Origin of the sequence: Pseudoflavonifractor sp. SW1122 (assembly GCF_012027765.1) — a bacterium.
In the GTDB taxonomy this organism is placed as follows: Bacteria; Bacillota; Clostridia; order Oscillospirales; family Oscillospiraceae; genus Enterenecus; species Enterenecus faecium.
Genome location: NZ_SJOS01000021.1, coordinates 22888 through 42406, shown reverse-complemented (window position 1 = coordinate 42406; position 19519 = coordinate 22888). Strand labels below are relative to the sequence as shown.

Below are 19519 nucleotides of genomic sequence, written 5' to 3'. Positions count from 1 at the left end.
GCAGGGCAGGCTCAAAGATGCCCTCCGGGTCGTTGTCTGGGTCACACACCAGGGCCACGGTGACATGGGCCTGGTGTATGAGTTGCTCCAGCACCTGCTCCTCCTGGGGGGTGAAGTCGGTAAAGCCGAATACGGCGATTTCTTTGCCCTGGGCCCAGCCCGTCTCGGTGAGCTGCTGGGCCAGCACGTCCAGGCGGCTGCGGGAGTCGGCGGCTCCCTGAGCCGCCAGGGCCTCATAGGCGGCGTAGAGTAGGCCAATGTCCCGCCACTTGTCCCCCTGCTGGCCCCCCAGCTCCTCCCCGGCCTCCAAGAGCTGCTGGGGCTGCACACAGCAGCTCTTGCACTCGTCGATGGTGGCCAGCACGTGGGTGAGGAAGGCGGGCTTGCGGGAGGGGGAGCGGTAGATACGCAGCTGGGGGGCGCACTGACGCAGGGCGGCGTACATCAGCAGCATCCGCCCGCCTCCGTCCAACACCGGGGCGGCGCCGCCCCCTGCCACCTCCCGCAGCCGTCCGGCCAAACGGGTGAAGGAGAGCACCTCACAGGTGCGGGAGGCTCCGTTTCCCAGCACCTGGCACATGGCCCGCTCGCTCTCGTGGGAGTACTGCTCAGGCACCAGCAGCAGGCGGCGCTGGGCCGGGGACGCCCCCAGCCGCTCCAGCAATTCTCTTCGTATTTCCTGCCCCGCCCGGGCATACAATAGGGTGAGCATGGCGCACCCTCCTCTCGTGGGTTGATGGGTTTCATTCTACCGGATTTGTAGCGGGAAAGCAATCCGTGAAACCTTACGGCATCTCCCAGCTGATGCAGTTGAGGACACCGCCTTGTTTTGCAATTTCATTGATACACACCGGTACCACGGGCTTGGAAAAGATATCTTGTGCCTGTGCCACCGCTTCCTCGTCCATGGCAACGTCGAACACAGGTAGGAAGATGCAAGTGTCCGTCTCCAGAAAATTGAGATAGCACCCCACGGCGCTGTCTTTGGGAGAGGAGAAGTAGGGAAAGTCAATGACCTCTATGTGGTAGGTGCGCAACGCCCGCTTGATGCGCTGCTCCAGGCCATATTTGGAGGGAACACGATTACCCACCACGGTGTTCTCATCCACAAACCGAACCATTCCGTCCGCATGACCGGTCATATCACTGGGTAGGGATGGAATCAAAATCACCTGGGCCATCAGCTGCTCCTCCAGTGTCTTCACCAGCTCTTGGGGAGCATATGCAGGATTTTCTCCCAGCACCCGATCGCTGATGACCACCTGTTCCCTGGATGGGGAGAACACCACATTTCCGCCGTCCAGGTTGATGGAGGAATACGTCGCAGCCAAAGAAAGCTGGGGGGCAATGTCCTTCTCATAGTCTGTTTTCAGCTCGGGAGTGTTTTGGAGATACCCCGGGTCATAACAAAAGGAGACAAAGGTGCCGTCTCGAATTTGGACTGGCATGAAATCTCGCAGCCAGATGTCCTTGGCGCCCGTCAAAAATCGGAATGGAATCTGTTGAGACGCAAGTGCGGCGGACAATCTGTCCGCCGCAGCTTGATAAATGGGGGTTGTTTGGAGCAAAGAAGAAAGATAGAGCATTCGGTTTCTCCCCCCTCCCCCTCACTTGAAGATAAACCGCTTTGCCTCGAAGCGCAGGGGCTTGTCGTCGGGGATGTTCTTTCGTTTCGTCGGCTCCTTCAACTCCGCCTGGGTGCCATCGTCCTCAATCCAGATTTCGGCGTCATCTTTCAGCATATCCATGCCATCGGCACTGTTGGGAATATACAGCCCATCCACCACATTTCGAGGGCCATCATAGGGATCGGCGTTGCAAATCAAAACCCCTTCGGATACATCAACCTTATTGGCTACCACATCCATGCGTTTCCTCTCATTTCCTTTTTTGGTAAACAGGTGCAGATGCCCACCTTCCAACGCTTGGGAGGTCTTGTTCTTTTCCCGATTCCCGTCTGTGAATTTGTCCTTTTCTGGATAGGCCTCTGCGATCCGAATCCGAGCCTTAATCACAAAGGGTCCTTCGTCCTTGTTGTCTTTATCGACAACATGGCACAGATTCTTACCGATCAGCTTTTGGGCCAACTCTTCTGCGGGACATTTGAAGAAATCTCGATCCTTCTCCTTCATCTTTTTGTCAAAGTCCTTCTGCGTCATCCACTCCGGTTTGCTCATGTTATGGTCACTCCTTTTTCGTTTATCTCATTGTTTTCAACGCATTCCTTGCGTGTTGAAACCAACGGTTTTCCGGCTCCACTTGGAGGACAAATCCCACCTGACCCAGCAGGTGATTCCGATATCTCTCCACATCTGGCGTCTCACCTGTGAAGAACTTCTCTCTTTTGGTGTGCCTCAGACTGTCCGCCAAACCGAACTTTTGGGCATAATACAGCTCCTGGCGAAGTTGACGTTTGTATACCCTGGACACCGACACAGCTTCGTTTACAGTGAGCCCGGTGACACACTGCCGGGAAGCTCGGGTGACAAAACAGGTTTTGTCCTCGTGGAGGGAAAACCCCATATGCTCCAACATGGTTTGTACCTTCTGGTAGACCATGTACAGGGGACGGTCTGCGGAAAAGGTCATGTCATCGCAATAACGGGTATAGGCAATGGCATGCTTCTGGCACCAATCTCCCAGGTATACATCAAAGGATTTCATCACCAAATTGGAAAGGGCCGGAGATGTGGGTGCGCCTTGGGGCAAAGCTCCCTGCCAACAACACAGACGTGTGAGCAACACCCCCACCTGCTTGGGAAAATAGGGGGTACAAAAGGCACTGCGGTACACCTGTGCAAACTGGATACTGCCAAAAAAGTCGGTGATATCCAATTTCAAGAGATATCGCTTTCCCACATGGGGCGCTGCGTTGTCCACCAGAGTTCTCCGGCGGATGTACGCCGTGGCATACGGCGAGGGCAAAAAGTGCATCAGGATGTTTCGTTGAATTTGACGCTGCACCGCCTTCAATGCTCCATCCGGAACATGGAGCACTCGCATTTTTCCGTTCTTTTGGACTATTTTCACCTGGTCATAATGCTCATCCACTTGTTTTACTAGATCGAACAGCCGTTTGCGGTTCATCTGTAAGAACGCAGCCAGCTGGTGAGTGTCATAGAGAAATGGTAGGCCACGGTGTTCGGCTTGGAACGCCAGCACCATTTGAGTGGCTGTGTACTCCCCAAACTTGGCGACAAACGGTCTATCCCATTCATGAAAATAGATGGTGCCATCCTCTCGGATATACATACGTTTCCCCACCACTCACAAACCATGATTCCTTGCGGTACCAAAATACTTGAATATCCATTCAAGCCACCGACTTTGCCCAGTCAAAGTCGAACACTGCATCGAAACCCCAGACGGCGATTCGCCGCCCCTTGAACCTTTCGTTCCCTGTACTCTACCGCAAAGCATCCTGCTTGTAGGTTTATTCTACCACTGCCCCCCCAAACCCAGCAACATAAAGTTAATCCCAGACCCGCAGAAGAAGGGCGGGACCGCTGTCGCGGGTCTCCCGGTCTCCCACCAAAATGCGATACTCCTGATAGGGCAGTACCTGCACCACCTCCACCGCCTCCCGTTTTCTCAACTCTTCCACCAGCTCCTGAGTGGATACCTTGGATAAATCCATGTAGCTCATTCCCTTCTTTTCATTTACCAGCCCAATCGCCGTTTTCTCCACTTGATAAGTATCTGTGCATATTTGCGGTGCCATTTTGCCGCCTCTTTGTACTCTTTTCTCTCTTCCATGCACGTCGCATAATGAGAGATTCCCGCTTCACACCCCTGTTGAGCGGATTTCCAGAACCAGTACACCGCCTGTTCCATGTCCGGCTCCACTCCTTGTCCATACCGATACCGGTGTCCAAGGCGATTCTGGGCCTCCGCATCCCCATTCTCAGCCTCCTCTAGATCTCTCTGAAAGGAATCCTCCCATAGACTACCTTGGGCCTCCAGCACTTCGTCCACGCTCTGGGCATATGCCTCATATTCCATATATCGCTGTACCATAGCGTCCTCAATGCGGTCCATGGGCGCCGGATGTTCCATTAAATCGTCGGATACACCCCGCTGGGCTGCTTTGTACCATCGGACGGCCTGACGATAGTTCTTTCTCGTCCCTTTCCCATCCTCGTAGCATTTTCCTAGGGAAAAGCAAGCATCTGTAAATCCCTGAGCGGCTGACTTTTTATACCACTCAAACGCCTTCTTCTCTGCCTCCACATCGGAGGAAGCCGCATACAACGTGGCCAACCGATACTGCGCCCTGGGGTCATTCTTTCGGTTGGCATCCTGCCACAACTCCACCCAATCTTGAACCTGCTGAGAAATCTCCACATCCATGACATACCACTCCTATTCCAACGTGTGCTGGTTTAAGCTTACGAACAGAATACCTCATACCGTGGGGCATTTTCTCCCCACCCATCTCCTTGTCAAACCTGGCATATGCGCTATAATAAACTCATATACCTTGAGAGGTGGGGCTACCATGTACTCCAAGCAGCCGAAAAAAATGCTGATTCTCAATATTCTGGACATTCTTAAGCGATACACCGATGAAGAGCATCGACTCAGCCAAAAGCAGATTGCCGATATCCTGGAACGGGAATATTCCATGCGTGCCGATCGAAAATCCATTCGGCGCAATCTGCTCAACCTGATGGACTGCGGCTATGACATCGAGTACACCGAAACCGTCCGCATGGTTCCGGTCACCAATCCTAAAACCGGGCAAACCACCCAGGAAGAGAGCTATCTCTGGTCCGATTTCTACCTAAAACGGGACTTTACCGCCGGAGAACTCCGGCTGCTCATTGACAGCCTCCTGTTTTCCGGCCACATTCCACACAACCAGTGCAAAGACCTGATTGGCAAGCTGGAAGGGTTGTCCAACGTCTACTTTCGCTCCCGGGTCAAGCATATTGCCCGGATGCCCCAGGATGTTGGACATAACAAGCAGCTGTTCTACACCATTGAGCTCTTGGATGAGGCCATCAGCAAGCACCGAAAGGTCTCCTTCCAGTATACCGAATATGGAACGGATAAAAAAGTACACGTGCGCAAACGTCCCGATGGGTCAGCTCGGGAATATGTCATCAGCCCCTATCAAATGGCCGCCAGAGAGGGCAAGTACTACCTCATATGCAATCATGACAAATACGATGACATCTCCAACTACCGTCTGGATCGTATTCTAAACCTGCGCATTCTGGATGAGGCAGCAAAGCCGTTTTCTCAACTAAAATGGGCCAATGGTGATTCTCTGGATTTGGCCACCTACATGAGACAACACCCCTACATGTATTCCAGTGAAAACATTCATGCAAGTCTGCGTATTTCCAAATTCATGGTCAGCGATGTGATCGACCTGTTCGGCCACCAGGTGGATTTTCACGATGAGACAGACTCCCATGTCACAATGACCGTTTATGCCAACGAAATGGCCATTGAACACTTTGCCAAAACCTATTCCCCAGATGTAACCGTCTTAAAGCCCCTCCCCCTTGCACAGCGTGTGGTGGAAAGTCTGGAACAAGCCCTATCCAACTACCACGCCATTCCCTCCTTCGATTGATCACTATAACGAAGAAAACCACCCATCCGAGCAAGGTCAGATGGGTGGTTTTGGTTGTTGTACGCATCTCAGGACAAGGTCGTCAGCAGTAGATTCAGGTCCACATTCCCCTCAATCCCCGCCACGCTGCCCTGATGGCTGTACTGCCACATGGTAAACTGATAGGGAAACGTAGGGGTGCTCTGGTACTGGGCCAGCCACAGCTGGTACTCGGTGAGCTGGGTCAGGTCAATGCGGTCCATGAGCCACGTCACGTTGCCGTAGATCATAGGCTGATAGCCCGCCTGGGCAATGGTTTGGCAAAACGCCTGGGTGATTTCCGTGGCAGTCTCCACGCTCAGATCGTCGGTGCGGGCCTCGTCGTGGGCCACCTGCTCCAGGTCAAATGCCACGGGGTAGGTGATGGAATCCCCCTCCAGGGCGTCCAGCACATACTCTGCCTCCTCCACCGCCTCGTCCACGGTGACCGCCTGGGAGAAGAAGTACACCCCCACGTCCAGCCCCGCCTGGGTGGCTCCCTGGATGTTTTGCTGGAACTTGTCATCCAGCACCAGGTTGCCTGTCTCCCCGTAGCCCCGGAAGCCCAGGCGTATCATGGCAAAGGAGATGCCGTCGGCCTTCACCGCCGCCCAGTCGATGTCCCCGTTATAGGTGGACACGTCCACCCCTGCCAGAGCCTGGGTGCCGTCTGGGGCCGTGTACTGATACCGTCCGTTCTCCTCGCTCAGTCCGCTCCAGTCGTAGCTGTGTTGGACCAAGTCGTCCTTGAGGGGTGAAATGGTGATGCCGTTGGCCCCCATATATACATAGGACTGGGGGAACAGCTTTTGGAGAAAGGTGGTGGTAAGGCCGTACTGGTAGGCCAGGTCCCGGATGGTGCTCTTGGCCACAGTGTTCTCCAGCAGCCACTCCACCCGGTTATGGAGCTGATATACCTTCAGGCACAGGCCGCCGAAGATGGCCACCGCCACACACAAAGCCAACGCCCATTTCTTCCCCGGCCATTTCTGTTTCTGCGAGGTTCGCTGAGGTGCCCGCCCCAGCTGGTCAGAGGTCTCCTCCGCTGTCTCTCTCTCCTGGTCTAACATCTGATGTTCCAACGGGTATCCCTCCTTTCCCCACATTATATGGATTTTCGCTACTGAATGCAATGAAAAAATCTGCCACAGAGGTTTCCCTCTGTGGCAGATGAAGACTGTCAAAAAGCCAACGTCCACACAAGAAGTTCGGACTTGCTTGCATAGGCCAAAGCCCTCGGCAGAGTTTTCCCGCCCGCTGGCGGGAAAATAAATTGGAATGGCGTTTTTTCCGAGGACATGCGCATCGGAAAAAACACTTCTCAGCCCGCCAGTGTGGAATCGGGTCGCCCTTTGACCCGATTATGCATGCAGCGGGCTGCATCCCCTCGAGAAAATGCTCGCATTTTCGAGAAGTAATTATTGGGGATTGACGGTGTAGTTGGGAGCTTCCTTGGTGATGTAGATATCGTGGGGGTGAGACTCCCGGAGACCGGCGGCAGTGATCTGGGTGAACTGAGCCTTGGTGCGCAGCTCGTCGATGGTGCCGCAGCCGCAGTAGCCCATACCGGCCTTCAGGCCGCCCATCATCTGATAGATGGTGTCGGCCACAGGTCCCTTGTAAGGCACGCGGCCTTCCACGCCTTCGGGCACCAGCTTCTTGTTGTTCTGCTGGAAGTAACGGTCCTTGGAGCCGCAGGCCATGGCGCCCAGAGAGCCCATGCCACGGTAGACCTTGAACTGACGGCCCTGGTAGACCTCGGTGTCGCCGGGGGACTCCTCGCAGCCAGCCAGCAGGGAGCCCAGCATGACCACGTTGCCGCCAGCGGCGATGGCCTTGGCGATGTCGCCGGAGAACTTGATGCCGCCGTCAGCAATGATGGGTACGTCGTACTCAGCAGCCACACGGGCGGCATCGTACACGGCGGTGATCTGAGGCACACCGATACCGGCCACCACACGGGTAGTGCAGATGGAGCCGGGGCCGATACCGATCTTCACGCAGTCGGCGCCAGCCTCGATGAGGGCCCGAGTGCCCTCGGCGGTGGCCACGTTGCCGGCGATGAGCTGCACGTCGGGGTACAGGCTCTTGATGCGCTTGACGCAGTTGAGGATGTTCTGGGAGTGGCCGTGAGCGGAGTCCAGGCACAGCACGTCGGCACCAGCCTCCACCAGGGCAGCCACACGGTCCAGCACGTCGGCGGTAACACCGATGGCGGCGCCCACCATCAGGCGGCCCTTCTCATCACGGGCGGAGTTGGGGTACACCTGGGCCTTGTCAATGTCCTTGATGGTGATCAGGCCCTTCAGGTGGTTCTCGCTGTCCACGATGGGCAGCTTCTCGATCTTGTGGCGGCGGAGGATCTCACGGGCCTCCTGGAGGGTGGTGCCCTCGGGAGCGGTGACCAGGTGGTCCTTGGTCATCACGTTGTCAATGAGCTGAGACATGTCGGTCTCAAACTTCATATCACGGTTGGTGATGATACCAATGAGCTTGCCGTTGTCGCAGATGGGCACACCGGAGATGCGGTACTTGGCCATCAGCTCGTCTGCCTCAGCCAGGGTGTGGCCTGGTCCGAGGAAGAAGGGGTTGGTGATAACGCCGTTCTCACTGCGCTTGACCATGTCCACCTGCTCGGCCTGAGCGCCGATGGACATATTCTTGTGGATGATACCCAGGCCGCCTTCCCGGGCCAGGGCGATGGCCATCCGGGACTCGGTGACCGTGTCCATGGCGGCGCTCACCACAGGGATATTCAGGGTGATCTTGCGGGTGAGACGGGTGTGCAAGTCGATGTCTGCGGGGAGCACGTTGCTCTCGGCAGGAATCAGCAGCACGTCGTCGAAGGTCAGACCCATTTTTACAAATTTGTCATTGTATTGAATCTGCGACATTTTACCACTCCTCCAAAATTGTATTGATATTTTATTTTACGCTCTGGAAAAAAGGGTGTCAAGTTGAACCGACAACAATGGATGTTTTCGGTACTTTTGACCAGTGGAACCGGGAAATCAGCTGGTCCGGTGTGGCACTTTTTGGCGTATCTTGCAAACCCGCCAGCCACCCCAGCCAGCCCACCAGCTCCTGGGGCGTGTATGTTTCCCGCAGCACCCCCATATCCAAGTCCCGGTCCCGCTTGGATAGCCGCCGCCCCTGGGCGTCTACCAGCAGAGGCAGGTGGTAAAACTGGGGCGGCTCATACCCCAGGATCCGGTGTAACCACGCCTGGGCGGGGGACGAGGAGAGCAGATCACAGCCCCGCACCACGTGGCTCACGCCCATGAGGGCGTCGTCCACCACCACAGCCAGCTGATAGGCCCACACCCTGTCGGAGCGGCGGACAATGAAGTCCCCGCAGTCCCGGTCCAGCTGCTGGGTGTAGGAGCCCATGTGGCCGTCCTCTATGGTAATCTCCTCTCGGGGCACCCGCACCCGGAAGGCCGGGCGTCTCCCCGCTGCCTCCAGGTCCTTCCGCTGCTGGGCCGTGAGGTGGGCGCAGCGGCCCGAATACACCACCGCCCCGTCCGAGGCGTGGGGGGCCGAGGCGGCCAGACGCTCCGCCCGGGTGCAGTAGCAGGGGTAAATGAGTTCCAGCTCTTCCAGACGGCGGAACGCCGCCTCATAGTGGTCCCAGCGGCGGGACTGGCAGTACTCCGGCTCTAAGCCCCCCTCGTCCCAGTCCAGGCCCAGCCACTGCAAATCCTCCACAAGCTGGGCCGCCTTGTCCAGAGAGCACCGCTGGGGGTCCAGGTCTTCAATGCGCAGCACCATCACTCCGCCCTGGCTGCGCACATCCAGCCAGGCCAGCAGCGCCGCCAGCAGGTTGCCCAGGTGCATCCGCCCGCTGGGACTGGGGGCAAACCGTCCCCGTACCGTCATGGTCCATCTCTCCTGTTGATAAAATAGCGCTCGTGCCGCTGCAAAAAGCAGCGGCACGAGTGAATATGGATTACTTATTCTGGAAAATCTGGAAGATGTCGTCGAAGGGGTCCTTCTCCTTCTCCTTGGGCTGCTCGGCCTCCTCCTTGCCGGGAGTGGGGTTGCTCACGCCGCCGAAGCCGGTGGCGATGACGGTGACCCGGATCTCATCCTGGAGGGAGTCGTCAAAGGCAGCGCCCATCATGAACAGGGCGTCGGGATCGGCCACTTCCTTGACCATCTCGGCGGCCACTTCCACCTCGTCCAGACCGATGTCCATGGGACCGGTGATGTTGACGATGATGCCCTTGGCGCCCTGGATAGAGGTCTCCAGCAGGGGGCTGTTGATGGCCAGACGGGTGGCCTCTTCAGCGCGGTTCTTACCGGCGGCGCGGCCCACGCCCATGTGGGCCAGACCGGCGTCCTTCATGACGGCGGTGACGTCGGCGAAGTCCAGGTTGATCAGACCAGTGGTGGTGATCAGGTCGGAGATGGACTGCACAGCCTGACGCAGCACGTCGTCGGCGATGGCGAAGGCGTTGGCGAAGGTGATCTTCTCGTCGGTGGCGTACTGGAGGCGGTCGTTGGGGATGATGACCAGGGAGTCCACCTTGGACTGCAGCTCCTCAATGCCCTTCATGGCCTGGTCCATACGGCGGCGGCCCTCAAAGCTGAAGGGCTTGGTGACCACGCCCACGGTGAGGATACCACGGGACTTGGCGATCTCAGCCACCACGGGAGCGGCGCCGGTGCCGGTGCCGCCGCCCATACCGGCGGTGACGAACACCATATCGGTGTTGTCCAGCAGGGCGGAAATCTGGTCCTTGCTCTCCTTGGCGGACTCACGGCCCACCTCGGGGTTGGCGCCAGCGCCCTTACCGGCGGTGAGCTTCTCGCCGATGGGCAGCTTCTGGGTGGCCTCGGAGGCGGCCAGGCACTGACGGTCGGTGTTCACAGCAATGAACTCCACACCCTGCATGCCCACACGCACCATGCGGTTGACCACGTTACAACCGCCGCCGCCGACACCGATGACCTTCAAGGTGTCGCCACTTTTTACCTCAGAATCCATGACAAAAGCCATAAATATGACCCTCCTATATCCAAAACAGTTTGTGTCAATGCCTGCAATAATCCAGACTACAAATCACATTTTATTTTAGCGGCTTTTCCTCACGGGGTCAATAGTGAAATGCAAGTTTTTTTGCAGAATTTTGTCGCGTCCTTTTGGCAGTTCCAGCCAATAAAACGAAAAAAGCCCCCACCCCGCACACATGGGCGGGATGGGGACTCATGGGTCTCACGCTTCTGGAGTGGCAGAGGGCTCCGGGGACGCCGAGGCTGCGGGCTCTGTGGAGGCCGAAGGCTCAGGGTCCGGAGACTGGGAGGCCGCGGGGTCCGGAGCGTCCGAAGCTGTGGCGTCCGGGTCCGGGCTGGCACTGGGCTCGGGCTGGGCGGACTGCTTGGGGTTTTGGACAAACACCTTGTTGTCGGAAACGGTGAAGTCAAACACCCGGGCCTCACCCTGGGGCAGCTTGCCGCTGTCCAAGGCCGCCTGGAACAGGTTGAGCATCTGGGCATAGTCTCCGTGGAGGGGGAACCGCAGCTGATGGATGCCGTAGCTGACCAGAATGGAAGAGGCCGCCGAGCAGTCAAACTGGGTGCACTGGCTCAGCTTCCCCGCCTGGTCCAAGGCCTCCATCAGAGGGACAATGGCCTCCCCCTTGGACTGGTCCGCTTCGCTGACCTGCATGGGCTGGCCCGCCTGGGGGTCCACCACCTCCAGGCCCACAATGGCAATGCCCTGGTTTTGGTTGGTGGTCTCCAGCAGATAGCCGTCGGAGGCCATAAGCCATTGGCGGCCATTGCCTTCCACGGTGGCGGCCACCGTGCGCTCCACCACCTGGAGGGTCACCTTGTCCGGGAAGGTGTGGCCCACCACCACCCGCTGGACATAGGGCAGCTTGCTGCCCACCAGCTGGTTGATCTGCCAGGTCCACAGGGTCACCAAGTTATCCCCCATCTCGATCTCCGAGGCGTCAATGATCTCCTGGGCGGTGTAGTGGGAGTTGCCCTCTACCTTCACCTCATTGACGCGGAAGAAGATGACACAGGCGGTGACAATGGCTGCTACCACTGCCACCAGAGAGATCAATTTATAGAAAAACCGAAACCGGCCTCGGCGCCTGGTGCGCCGGGGGTGCTTCCGCTCACGTGCCATGCCAAATCACCTCTGTGGTAAATTTATCTGCGCTGTATCTGGGCCCCCAGGCGGTTGAACATCTCCTCCAGGTGCTCATAGCCCCGGTCGATGTGTTCCACGCCCCGCAGCTGGGTCTCACCCTGGGCCCCCAGGGCGGCCACGGCCAGTGCGCCCCCGCCCCGCAGGTCGGTGGCGGACACTTGGGCCCCGTGGAGCCGCTTCACTCCCCGCACCCACGCCCCTTGGCCGTGGAGGGAGATATCCGCTCCCATCTCCCGCAATTCCGGCACGTGGCCGAAGCGGCGGGAGAACATGGTCTCTTGAAAAATGGTGGTGCCCCGGGCGGTGGCAAAGGCCGCCATCACCGGAGCCTGGGCGTCGGTGGGAAAGCCGGGATAGGGGGCGGTGGCCACCGGTCCCACCGACTTCATGGGGACATCTTCCCTACGGCAAAACCAGATGCGGCCCGGTGCGCTGCGCACCCGGCATCCCCCCTGCTCGAACAGCTGGAGCACCGTGGACAGGTGCCGCCAGTCCACGCCCTGGAGCTCCACCTCGCCCCCTGCCGCCGCCACCCCGGACAGCAGAGTGGCCGCCACAATGCGGTCGCCCAAAATGGAGATCGCTCCGCCGTGGAGGGGTCGCCCGCCCCGGACGGTGATGACGCTGCCTCCGGCACCCGTCACTTCTCCGCCCAGGGCGTTGAGAAACTGCTGGAGCTGGACAATCTCCGGCTCCCGGGCGGCGTTGACAATGGTGGTGTCCTCCGCCGCCCCTGCCCCGCACAGCATGGCATTTTCCGTGGCTCCCACGCTGGGGAACTTCAAGGTCACCACCCCGCCCCGGGGACGGCCCCGGCAGGTGATGGTGCCGTCCTGCTCCTCCACCTGACACCCCATGGCCCGCAGGGCCTCCAGGTGCAGGTCGATGGGCCGGGGGCCCAGCTCACAGCCGCCGGGATAGGTGAGGGTGGCCTCCCCCATCCGGGCGGCCAGAGGGCCCAGAAACATAATGGAGGACCGCATGGCCCGCATACGGCCCTCGTCAATGGCGGTGCCCGAGGCTTGCCCGGCATCCACCACCAGTTTCTCCCCCTCCCAGCGGCAGCTGGCCCCCAGGTGTTGGAGGATGTCCACGGCGGCGTCCACGTCGGACAGGCGGGGACAGTTGCGAATCACCACCGGCTGGGGGGACAGCAGGCACCCCGCCAAAACGGGGAGCACACTGTTTTTCGCCCCCTGGACCCGCCATGCCCCCTCCAGTGGGGCACCGCCCTGTATGTACATGACGCTCATGAAAACGCCTCCCTTTCCTTCCATTGGCACATTCTATGAAAGAAAAGGGAAAAGGGTTAAAGAAGCTCCATCAGAGCCTTGTAGATGTCCTCAGCCGCCCGGGGGGTAGCCAGTTCCTTCATGGCCCGGCTCATCTCCCGGCGTTTGTCGGCGTTGGCCAGCAGGGATACCGCAGTGTCGTACAAGCTCTGGCCGGAGCAGTTTTTTTCCTCCAGCAACTCCGCCGCGCCACGGTCCGCCAATACCTTGGCGTTTTTGAACTGGTGGTTGGCAGCCACATAGGGAGAGGGCACCAGCACCGCAGGCTTGCCCATGGCGGTGAGCTCGCCCAGAGTGGAGGCCCCGGCCCGACAGATCACCAGGTCAGCGGCTGCCATCACCGTGGGCATGTTGTCAATGTAGGGACGGACCTCGTGGTCGGTCACCGACACGCCCCGCTCTTTGAGGTGCTGGGCCATGGTCTCATAGTCCCGGCCACCGCTGTGGATGTAGTGGAAGGGTCTGCCCTCCTCCACCCACCGCTGCACAAAGTCCTCGGTCATGAGGTTCATGTCCCGGGCCCCCTGGGAACCCCAGAAGGACACCACCAGGGGCTTGTCGTCGGTGATGCGCAGCTCCCGCCGGGCCTGGGCCCGGTCCAGGCGGAAAAAGGCACCCCGCACCGGGGTACCTGTCACCGCCACTTTTTTGGCGTGGGTATAATACTCCGCCGCCTCAGGGAAGCCCACCATCACCAGGTCCACCCGCTTGGCCAGCACCCGAGTGGTGAGGCCGGGGAAGGCGTTGGACTCGTGAATGGCGGTGGGGATGCCCATGCGGGTGGCCTCCCGCACAGCGGGAAAGGAGGCGTAGCCTCCGGTACCCACCACCAGGTCGGGCTTGAACTGTCGTAAAATCCGGGAAGCCTGCCACTGCCCCACCGGCACTTTAAACACGCTTTTGAAGTTGTGGCGGATGATCTTCCAACTCAGCTGCCGCTCGAAGGTGGACACCTTCACGCAGCGGATGGGATACCCCGCCTGCTCCACCAATCGCTTTTCCATCCCCTTCTCGGCCCCCACAAAGAGGACCTGACAGCCGGGATGGTATTTTTCAAAGGTCTGGGCCACGGCCAGGGCCGGGTTGACGTGCCCCGCCGTGCCGCCGCAGGTAAACAGTACCTTCATGCTCCCCCTCCTACTCTTCCTTTGGCGCCACGATTTGCCTGGACACCGCTAAGATCAGGCCCACTTCCGCCAGCTGCACCATGAGAGCGGTGCCGCCGTAGCTGAAGAAGGGCAGCGAGATGCCCGTGGTGGGCAGAGCGCCGGTGACCACGCCGATGTTCAGGATGACCTGGGCCGCCAGCTGGGTGTTGATACCCACGATCATCAGGCTGCCGAAGCGGTCTCGGGCGTGGAGGGCCAGCCAATAGCCCCGGACGATGAGCAGGGCGAAGAGGATAATGATGAGGCAGGCGCCGATGAGCCCCAGCTCCTCACAGACAATGGCGAACACAAAGTCGTTGTGCTCCTCGGGGAGGAACATGTACTTCTGGCGGCTGTTGCCCAGCCCAGTGCCCAGCAGACCGCCGGAGCCGATGGCAATCTGGGACTGCCACAGCTGATAGCCGTCTCCCCGCAGGTCGCTGCCAGGGTTGAGCCAGGACTGCATACGGGCGGTCATGTACTCGGTCTGGGTGATGAGGAAGAGCAGCGCCGCACCCACGGCAGCGCCGCCGCCCACAAACCAGTACAGCCGGATGCCCGAGGCGAACAGCACCGCCGCCGCCCCCGAGCACACCAGAATCATACCCGACATGTGGGGCTGCTTGTAGAGCAAGAAGAGGATCAGCAGCAGAATCACCCCGTAGGGAATCAGCTCCAGCAGGCCGATGTTCTCGGCAAACTCCCCCATGCGGCCCCGGAGGGTACGCCGATTCCACTTCTTGGGGGGCGCTTTGATCTGGTCCTTCCGCTTGGACAGCCGGGCAGCGAAGAACAGAATCACCGCCACCTTCACCAGCTCGGAGGGCTGGAAGGAGAAGCCGATGTCCAGCCAGCGCCGTGCGCCGTTACTGGACCGTCCCAGAGGAGTAAAGACCAGAATCAGCAGAAAAATACTGCCCGCAAGGGCGGGTACCGACAGCCCCCGCCACCACTGGTAGTCGATTTTCGACACGATATACATGCCGACCACACCTGCCACGGCAAACTTCAGCTGTCCCAAAAAGTAGTAATAGGGGTTGCCTCCTGTCTTCACGCCGGGGTCCAGGTCGTAGTAGGCAGAAGCATAGGAGGCCGAGAGCAGCATAACCAGGCCGATGGCCGTCAGTAGCAGCACCAGGGCCAGGTAGGGCAGGTCCAGCGGCCCCCGGGCCAGCTGCTGCTCTATGGTGAGATCTCGTTTGGCTGTTTTGCGCACGGGTGCGCCTCCTTCCCGGAACGAAAAATGCGAAGTAGGGCCTGGAATCAGGTCCTGTTATACGCCGTAGCGGTACATCGCGCCGGCAAAGGCCAGCAGACAGAAGGCCACGGTGATGGCGGTAAAGGTGAGCACAATGCGCACCTCGCTCCACCCACCCAGCTCCAGGTGGTGGTGGAGGGGGGCCATACGGAAAATACGCTTGCCGTGGGTGAGCTTGAAGTAGGTCACCTGGATGATATCGCTCATGGTCTCAGCGATGTAGATGATACCCACGGGGATGAGGATGAGGGGTGCGTCCACGGCGAAGGCCATGCCGCACACGGCGCCGCCCAAAAACAGGGAGCCGGTATCCCCCATGAACACCTTGGCGGGATAGAAATTGTAAATGAGGAAGCCCAGAATGCCTCCGGCCAGAGCGGCGGCAAAGGCGCCCACGCTGCCCTTATCCCACCAGGCAGCCAGCAGGGAGAAGAAGATGGCCACGGGCAGGGTCACAGAGCCCGCCAGGCCATCCAGGCCGTCGGTGAGGTTCACCGAGTTGACACAGCCCACCAGCACGAAGGCGGCAAACACCAGGTACACTGCCCAGGGCAGAGGGATATCAATGTTGGCAAAGGGGACGTACAGGTTGGGGGAGAGATAGCCGAAATTGCGCATCAGGGCCAGGAAGGCCACGGACACGGCCAGCTGCAGCAGCAGCTTCCACCCGGCGGTGAGGCCGGTGTTCTCATGCTTGCGCACCTTGGCAAAGTCGTCGATGAAGCCGATGCCCCCGTATACCAGGGCCAGGCCCAGCACGATGAGGGCGGAATAGTCTCCGCTCATCAGGTCCTTCCAACAGAAGATCAGCACCGCCACCGTAATGCCCACCATAAACATAATGCCGCCCATGGTGGGGGTACCCTGCTTGGTCATGTGCCAGTTGGGGCCAATCTCTTTGATGGATTGGCCGGCCTTCATGGCCCGGAGGACGGGAATCAGGAACTTACCCACCACCGCAGTGACCAGAAAGGCGGTTGCCGCCGCTGCGAAACTCATCATGGTTTATAAACCTCCACTCTCTCTTTTGTATCTAGGATTGGTTCAAACGCTGGGCCGCCTGCTCCAGCGGCACGCCCAGCGCCACAGCCGCCGCCAAGGCGGCCAGGCTCTCATAGAGGCCGCCCTGGCCCCGGGGTACCCGCACCCGGAGCAAATCGTCTCGGGTGAGAGCCTCAAACTCCACCCGCTGGCGGCGCAGACAGACATTTTTGGCGGTGAGGTCCGCCTGGGGCCTGCCGTCGGAGTAGGCGAACACCCGGCCCCTCATGGCCCGGGCCGTCCGCCGCCCCTCCCCGTCGTCCAGGGCCACCACCGTGACCCCGGCCCGCCGGGACAGCTCCCACCGGGCCACCGCACAGGGGGATAGGGTGCGGCGGTCCCGGAGCTCGAAGTTTTCCACCACCACAGCCTGGTAGCGGGACGTGTCGTCCCCAGCCATGGCGGCCTCATATGGGGTCAATTCCACCACCGGTGCCCCGGTCAATCGGCGCAGCAGGTGGGCCGTGGCGGTGTTTCCCCGTCCCACCACGGCAATGGGGTCATCAATCTGGGAGTTCTTGATCGGCGTAGTCGATAACACTGCTGACAAACCTCACTTCCACCACGGTGCCCGGTGATACCTCGGTATTGGCGGCGATGCTCTGGTTGATGGCCTCCAGGTTGCCGCCGTCGTCAGTAACACCTGTGGCTCGCAGGAATAGGCCCATCTCTTCCAGGGTATTTTTGGCCTCCGAGGGGCTCAACCCCTCCAGGTCGGGCACCTTCACCTTGTCCTTGGGCACCTCTTCGCCCAGATACAAGATCACGGTGGAGCTGCCGGGGATGGTCACACCGGAGGCGGGCAGCTGTCCGGTGACGGTGTTGCCACTGCCCACGGTGCGGCAGCGGATGCCACGGTCGGTGAGCAGGCCCTTGGCCACGGTGAGCTCATAGCCGGTGACGTTGATCATGGTGGTGTCCGAAGCTTCCAGCTCGTCGGTGGTATACTGCTTCTCCACGCCCATGTAGTCCAGAATGTCGGCCAGCAGCTGCCCGGCCATGGGGGCGGCGATGTTACCGCCGCTGATGTAGGTGCCGGAGGGGGTGTAGTTGGAGTTGGAGGCCGACTGCTCGGGAGAGTCGTAGGCCAGCAGCACCAGCACCTTGGGGTTATCCACAGGGGCAAAGCCCATGAAGGAACAGATCAGGTCGCCGGTCTTTTCATCTCGCTTCTGGGAGGTACCGGTCTTACCGCCGATGCGGTAGCCTGCCATGTAGGCGTTACGGCCAGAGGCGGAGGGGCCTGCCACCACGCTCTCCAGCATACCGCGGAGGGTGGAGGAGGTCTCCTCGCTGATGACTTGGCGCACCTCCTGCACCTGGTGGTAGTAGGTGCTGTTGCCGTCGTCGTCGCTCACCGACTGCACCACGTAGGGCTCCAACAGGTGGCCGCCGTTGATGACAGAGGCAAAGGCGCTCACCATCTGGATGGGGGTGATCTTAAAGGTCTGACCGAAGGAGGCGGTGGCCACGGAAGTCTCACCGTAGATACTGGTGAAGAAGTCCCGTCCGCCGGACCAGAACACGCTGGCGCCCTCTCCGTACAGGTCGATGCCGGTGGAGTCAAACAGGCCGTAGCTCTCCAGGTAATCCCAGAAGGTATCGGCGCCCATTTTGGCGGCAATCTGCATCATACCGTCGTTACAGGAGTTCTCCAGCACCTGGGTCACCGTCTGGTCCCCGTGTCCGGTGCGCTTGTGACAGGTGATGTATCGGTCGGCCACCTTCTGGCCGCCGTCACAGTAGAAGTGGTCGTCGGGAGAGATGATGCCCTCTTCCAGAGCTGCCGCCACCACCAGAGGCTTAAAGGTAGAACCAGGCTCGTAGGTGTCAGACAGGGCCTTGTTTCTCCACTGGAGGTTGAGGGCGTCGCTGACGGCCTGGTTGTACTCGTCGCTGTCCTCGCCGTACTCCTCGGCCAGGGATTTCAGCTCATCCAGCAGCTCCTGGTCGAAGACGCTGGCATAGCTGTTGGGGTCAAAGTTGGGGCTGCTGGCCATACCCAACACCGCTCCCGTGGAGGGGTCCAGGGCGATGGCGAAGCCACCCTTTTTCACGTTGTAGGTCTGGATGCCCTCCTCCAGGGTCTGCTCCAGCATGGACTGGATGGTGGCATCAATGGTCAGGTGGAGGTTGCCGCCGTTCTCGGCGTCGATGTACTCCTCATAGGTGGAGAGCATCTCGGTGCCGGCTCCGGTCTTGGAGGTGACCACTCGTCCAGTGGCTCCGGACAGCACATCCTGGTACAGGGCCTCCACACCCTGGGCACCCACCTTCACGCTGCCGCTGCTCTCGGTATAGGCCATGAAGCCCAGGATGTGGGCGCCCACCGAGGAGTAGGGGTAGTAGCGCTTGCTGGAGGGCTCGAAGTAGAGCATGGAGGAGAGTTTGTTCTCCTTAATAAACTCCCGCACCGCGGTGGTCTCCTCCTCCTCCAGCTCGTAGGCCAGAGGCTCATAGGCGGAGTCGGTGTTCTCAATGCGCTGGCGCAGCCGGTCCTCGTTGAGGCCCAGCAGGTCCACCAGGCCGTCCACAATCAGGTCCCGCTTGTCCTCGATGGCCTGCTCGTACTCCTCCTGCTTCAGGTTGCCGTCCTCGTCCTCATAGCTGCTCTTATTCACCGAAACCACCACGTCCCGGGGGGAGAGGATCAGCTGATAGACGGTGCCGGACCGGGCCAGGGTACGGCCCTGGGCGTCGTAGATGGCACCCCGTCCGGCGTTGACCGCCACGTCCAGGGTCTGCTGATTGGCCGCCCGCTGCTCCCACTGGTCGTGCTGGAAGATTTGCAGCTTCACCAGCTGGGCCACCAGGGGCACAAAGGCCACCACTCCCACCACCGCCAGCAGCACCACCGTGCGGCGGAAGAGACTACGGTTTCCCTGTCCAGGGGAGCGGCGTGAATTGGATTTGGGTTTTTGCATATGTCTTCGCTCCTATATATATTCCGGTTTGGCGTGGCGGCATATCGGGACAAGAAGGGCGTAAGAAACCGGTCAAAGTTTTCTTACGCCC

17 protein-coding genes and 1 pseudogene are annotated in these 19519 nt (G+C 59.7%); 1 reads left to right on the top strand and 17 read right to left on the bottom strand.

Features of this window, described 5'->3' with window-relative positions:
* From E0L15_RS06695 to E0L15_RS06670, 6 genes and pseudogenes are all read right to left on the bottom strand, one after another.
* Nucleotides 1-712 (bottom strand): annotated as a pseudogene (locus E0L15_RS06695) (ATP-dependent nuclease subunit B); the annotation flags it as partial.
* A 73-nt stretch (nucleotides 713-785) separates the two neighbouring features.
* Nucleotides 786-1586 carry an agmatine deiminase family protein gene (locus E0L15_RS06690; protein WP_168125005.1) on the bottom strand — a complete coding sequence of 267 codons (801 nt, stop codon included), beginning with the start codon at nucleotides 1584-1586 and terminating at the stop codon, nucleotides 786-788.
* 21 nt (nucleotides 1587-1607) lie between these two features.
* Entirely contained in the window at nucleotides 1608-2177 is a 570-nt protein-coding gene (locus E0L15_RS06685; RefSeq protein ID WP_087391055.1) for a DNA-3-methyladenine glycosylase, read from the bottom strand.
* Nucleotides 2178-2199: 22 nt separating this feature from the next.
* Nucleotides 2200-3252 (bottom strand): reverse transcriptase domain-containing protein, encoded by a 1053-nt coding sequence (locus E0L15_RS06680; RefSeq protein ID WP_168125004.1) that lies wholly within the window; start codon nucleotides 3250-3252, stop codon nucleotides 2200-2202.
* Between the two features lie 220 nt (nucleotides 3253-3472).
* A complete protein-coding gene (locus E0L15_RS06675; protein WP_158096609.1) occupies nucleotides 3473-3637 on the bottom strand; it encodes a BC1881 family protein in 165 nt (54 codons plus the stop codon).
* 23 nt (nucleotides 3638-3660) lie between these two features.
* Nucleotides 3661-4350 carry a tetratricopeptide repeat protein gene (locus E0L15_RS06670; RefSeq protein WP_168125003.1) on the bottom strand — a complete coding sequence of 230 codons (690 nt, stop codon included), beginning with the start codon at nucleotides 4348-4350 and terminating at the stop codon, nucleotides 3661-3663.
* A 148-nt stretch (nucleotides 4351-4498) separates the two neighbouring features.
* On the opposite strand from E0L15_RS06670, the gene E0L15_RS06665 reads away from it, so the two are divergent.
* Complete coding sequence (locus E0L15_RS06665) at nucleotides 4499-5584, top strand: WYL domain-containing protein (protein WP_168125002.1); 1086 nt, start codon at nucleotides 4499-4501, stop codon at nucleotides 5582-5584.
* A 68-nt stretch (nucleotides 5585-5652) separates the two neighbouring features.
* Here the strand turns inward: E0L15_RS06665 and E0L15_RS06660 are convergent, their stop codons facing one another.
* The 11 genes from E0L15_RS06660 to E0L15_RS06610 form a co-directional block, all read right to left on the bottom strand.
* Nucleotides 5653-6684, bottom strand: coding sequence for a glycoside hydrolase family 25 protein (locus E0L15_RS06660; RefSeq protein ID WP_168125001.1), 1032 nt, complete (start codon nucleotides 6682-6684; stop codon nucleotides 5653-5655).
* A 336-nt stretch (nucleotides 6685-7020) separates the two neighbouring features.
* The gene (gene guaB / locus E0L15_RS06655; protein ID WP_168125000.1) at nucleotides 7021-8496 is read right to left on the bottom strand and encodes an IMP dehydrogenase; all 1476 of its coding nucleotides are present in this window, start codon (nucleotides 8494-8496) and stop codon (nucleotides 7021-7023) included.
* A 58-nt stretch (nucleotides 8497-8554) separates the two neighbouring features.
* Complete coding sequence (gene gluQRS, locus E0L15_RS06650; RefSeq protein ID WP_168124999.1) at nucleotides 8555-9481, bottom strand: tRNA glutamyl-Q(34) synthetase GluQRS; 927 nt, start codon at nucleotides 9479-9481, stop codon at nucleotides 8555-8557.
* 70 nt (nucleotides 9482-9551) lie between these two features.
* On the bottom strand, nucleotides 9552-10604 hold the full coding sequence (gene ftsZ, locus E0L15_RS06645; RefSeq protein WP_087231282.1) for a cell division protein FtsZ: 1053 nt from the start codon (nucleotides 10602-10604) through the stop codon (nucleotides 9552-9554).
* Nucleotides 10605-10820: 216 nt separating this feature from the next.
* On the bottom strand, nucleotides 10821-11741 hold the full coding sequence (locus E0L15_RS06640; protein ID WP_168124998.1) for an FtsQ-type POTRA domain-containing protein: 921 nt from the start codon (nucleotides 11739-11741) through the stop codon (nucleotides 10821-10823).
* A gap of 23 nt (nucleotides 11742-11764) precedes the next feature.
* On the bottom strand, nucleotides 11765-13018 hold the full coding sequence (gene murA / locus E0L15_RS06635) for a UDP-N-acetylglucosamine 1-carboxyvinyltransferase (protein ID WP_168124997.1): 1254 nt from the start codon (nucleotides 13016-13018) through the stop codon (nucleotides 11765-11767).
* 56 nt (nucleotides 13019-13074) lie between these two features.
* Entirely contained in the window at nucleotides 13075-14184 is a 1110-nt protein-coding gene (gene murG, locus E0L15_RS06630) for an undecaprenyldiphospho-muramoylpentapeptide beta-N-acetylglucosaminyltransferase (RefSeq protein WP_168124996.1), read from the bottom strand.
* A 10-nt stretch (nucleotides 14185-14194) separates the two neighbouring features.
* Nucleotides 14195-15421 (bottom strand): putative lipid II flippase FtsW, encoded by a 1227-nt coding sequence (ftsW, locus tag E0L15_RS06625; RefSeq protein WP_347565979.1) that lies wholly within the window; start codon nucleotides 15419-15421, stop codon nucleotides 14195-14197.
* A gap of 57 nt (nucleotides 15422-15478) precedes the next feature.
* On the bottom strand, nucleotides 15479-16465 hold the full coding sequence (gene mraY / locus E0L15_RS06620) for a phospho-N-acetylmuramoyl-pentapeptide-transferase (protein ID WP_168124995.1): 987 nt from the start codon (nucleotides 16463-16465) through the stop codon (nucleotides 15479-15481).
* Nucleotides 16466-16496: 31 nt separating this feature from the next.
* Complete coding sequence (locus E0L15_RS06615) at nucleotides 16497-17054, bottom strand: hypothetical protein (RefSeq protein WP_168124994.1); 558 nt, start codon at nucleotides 17052-17054, stop codon at nucleotides 16497-16499.
* A complete protein-coding gene (locus E0L15_RS06610; protein WP_168124993.1) occupies nucleotides 17008-19428 on the bottom strand; it encodes a penicillin-binding transpeptidase domain-containing protein in 2421 nt (806 codons plus the stop codon). The genes E0L15_RS06615 and E0L15_RS06610 overlap by 47 nt, the downstream gene beginning before the upstream one ends.
* Nucleotides 19429-19519: the final 91 nt, after the last annotated feature.

Excerpts from the sequence above, each read along its gene's own strand:
- E0L15_RS06690 (WP_168125005.1), bottom strand. The coding sequence starts at position 1,586 with ATGCTCTATCTTTCTTCTTTGCTCCAAACAACCCCCATTTATCAAGCT.
- E0L15_RS06685 (WP_087391055.1), bottom strand. The coding sequence starts at position 2,177 with ATGAGCAAACCGGAGTGGATGACGCAGAAGGACTTTGACAAAAAGATG.
- E0L15_RS06680 (WP_168125004.1), bottom strand. The coding sequence starts at position 3,252 with ATGTATATCCGAGAGGATGGCACCATCTATTTTCATGAATGGGATAGA.
- E0L15_RS06675 (WP_158096609.1), bottom strand. The coding sequence starts at position 3,637 with ATGGATTTATCCAAGGTATCCACTCAGGAGCTGGTGGAAGAGTTGAGA.
- E0L15_RS06670 (WP_168125003.1), bottom strand. The coding sequence starts at position 4,350 with ATGGATGTGGAGATTTCTCAGCAGGTTCAAGATTGGGTGGAGTTGTGG.
- E0L15_RS06665 (WP_168125002.1), top strand. The coding sequence starts at position 4,499 with ATGTACTCCAAGCAGCCGAAAAAAATGCTGATTCTCAATATTCTGGAC.
- guaB (WP_168125000.1), bottom strand. The coding sequence starts at position 8,496 with ATGTCGCAGATTCAATACAATGACAAATTTGTAAAAATGGGTCTGACC.
- gluQRS (WP_168124999.1), bottom strand. The coding sequence starts at position 9,481 with ATGACGGTACGGGGACGGTTTGCCCCCAGTCCCAGCGGGCGGATGCAC.
- ftsZ (WP_087231282.1), bottom strand. The coding sequence starts at position 10,604 with ATGGCTTTTGTCATGGATTCTGAGGTAAAAAGTGGCGACACCTTGAAG.
- E0L15_RS06640 (WP_168124998.1), bottom strand. The coding sequence starts at position 11,741 with ATGGCACGTGAGCGGAAGCACCCCCGGCGCACCAGGCGCCGAGGCCGG.
- murA (WP_168124997.1), bottom strand. The coding sequence starts at position 13,018 with ATGAGCGTCATGTACATACAGGGCGGTGCCCCACTGGAGGGGGCATGG.
- murG (WP_168124996.1), bottom strand. The coding sequence starts at position 14,184 with ATGAAGGTACTGTTTACCTGCGGCGGCACGGCGGGGCACGTCAACCCG.
- mraY (WP_168124995.1), bottom strand. The coding sequence starts at position 16,465 with ATGATGAGTTTCGCAGCGGCGGCAACCGCCTTTCTGGTCACTGCGGTG.
- E0L15_RS06610 (WP_168124993.1), bottom strand. The coding sequence starts at position 19,428 with ATGCAAAAACCCAAATCCAATTCACGCCGCTCCCCTGGACAGGGAAAC.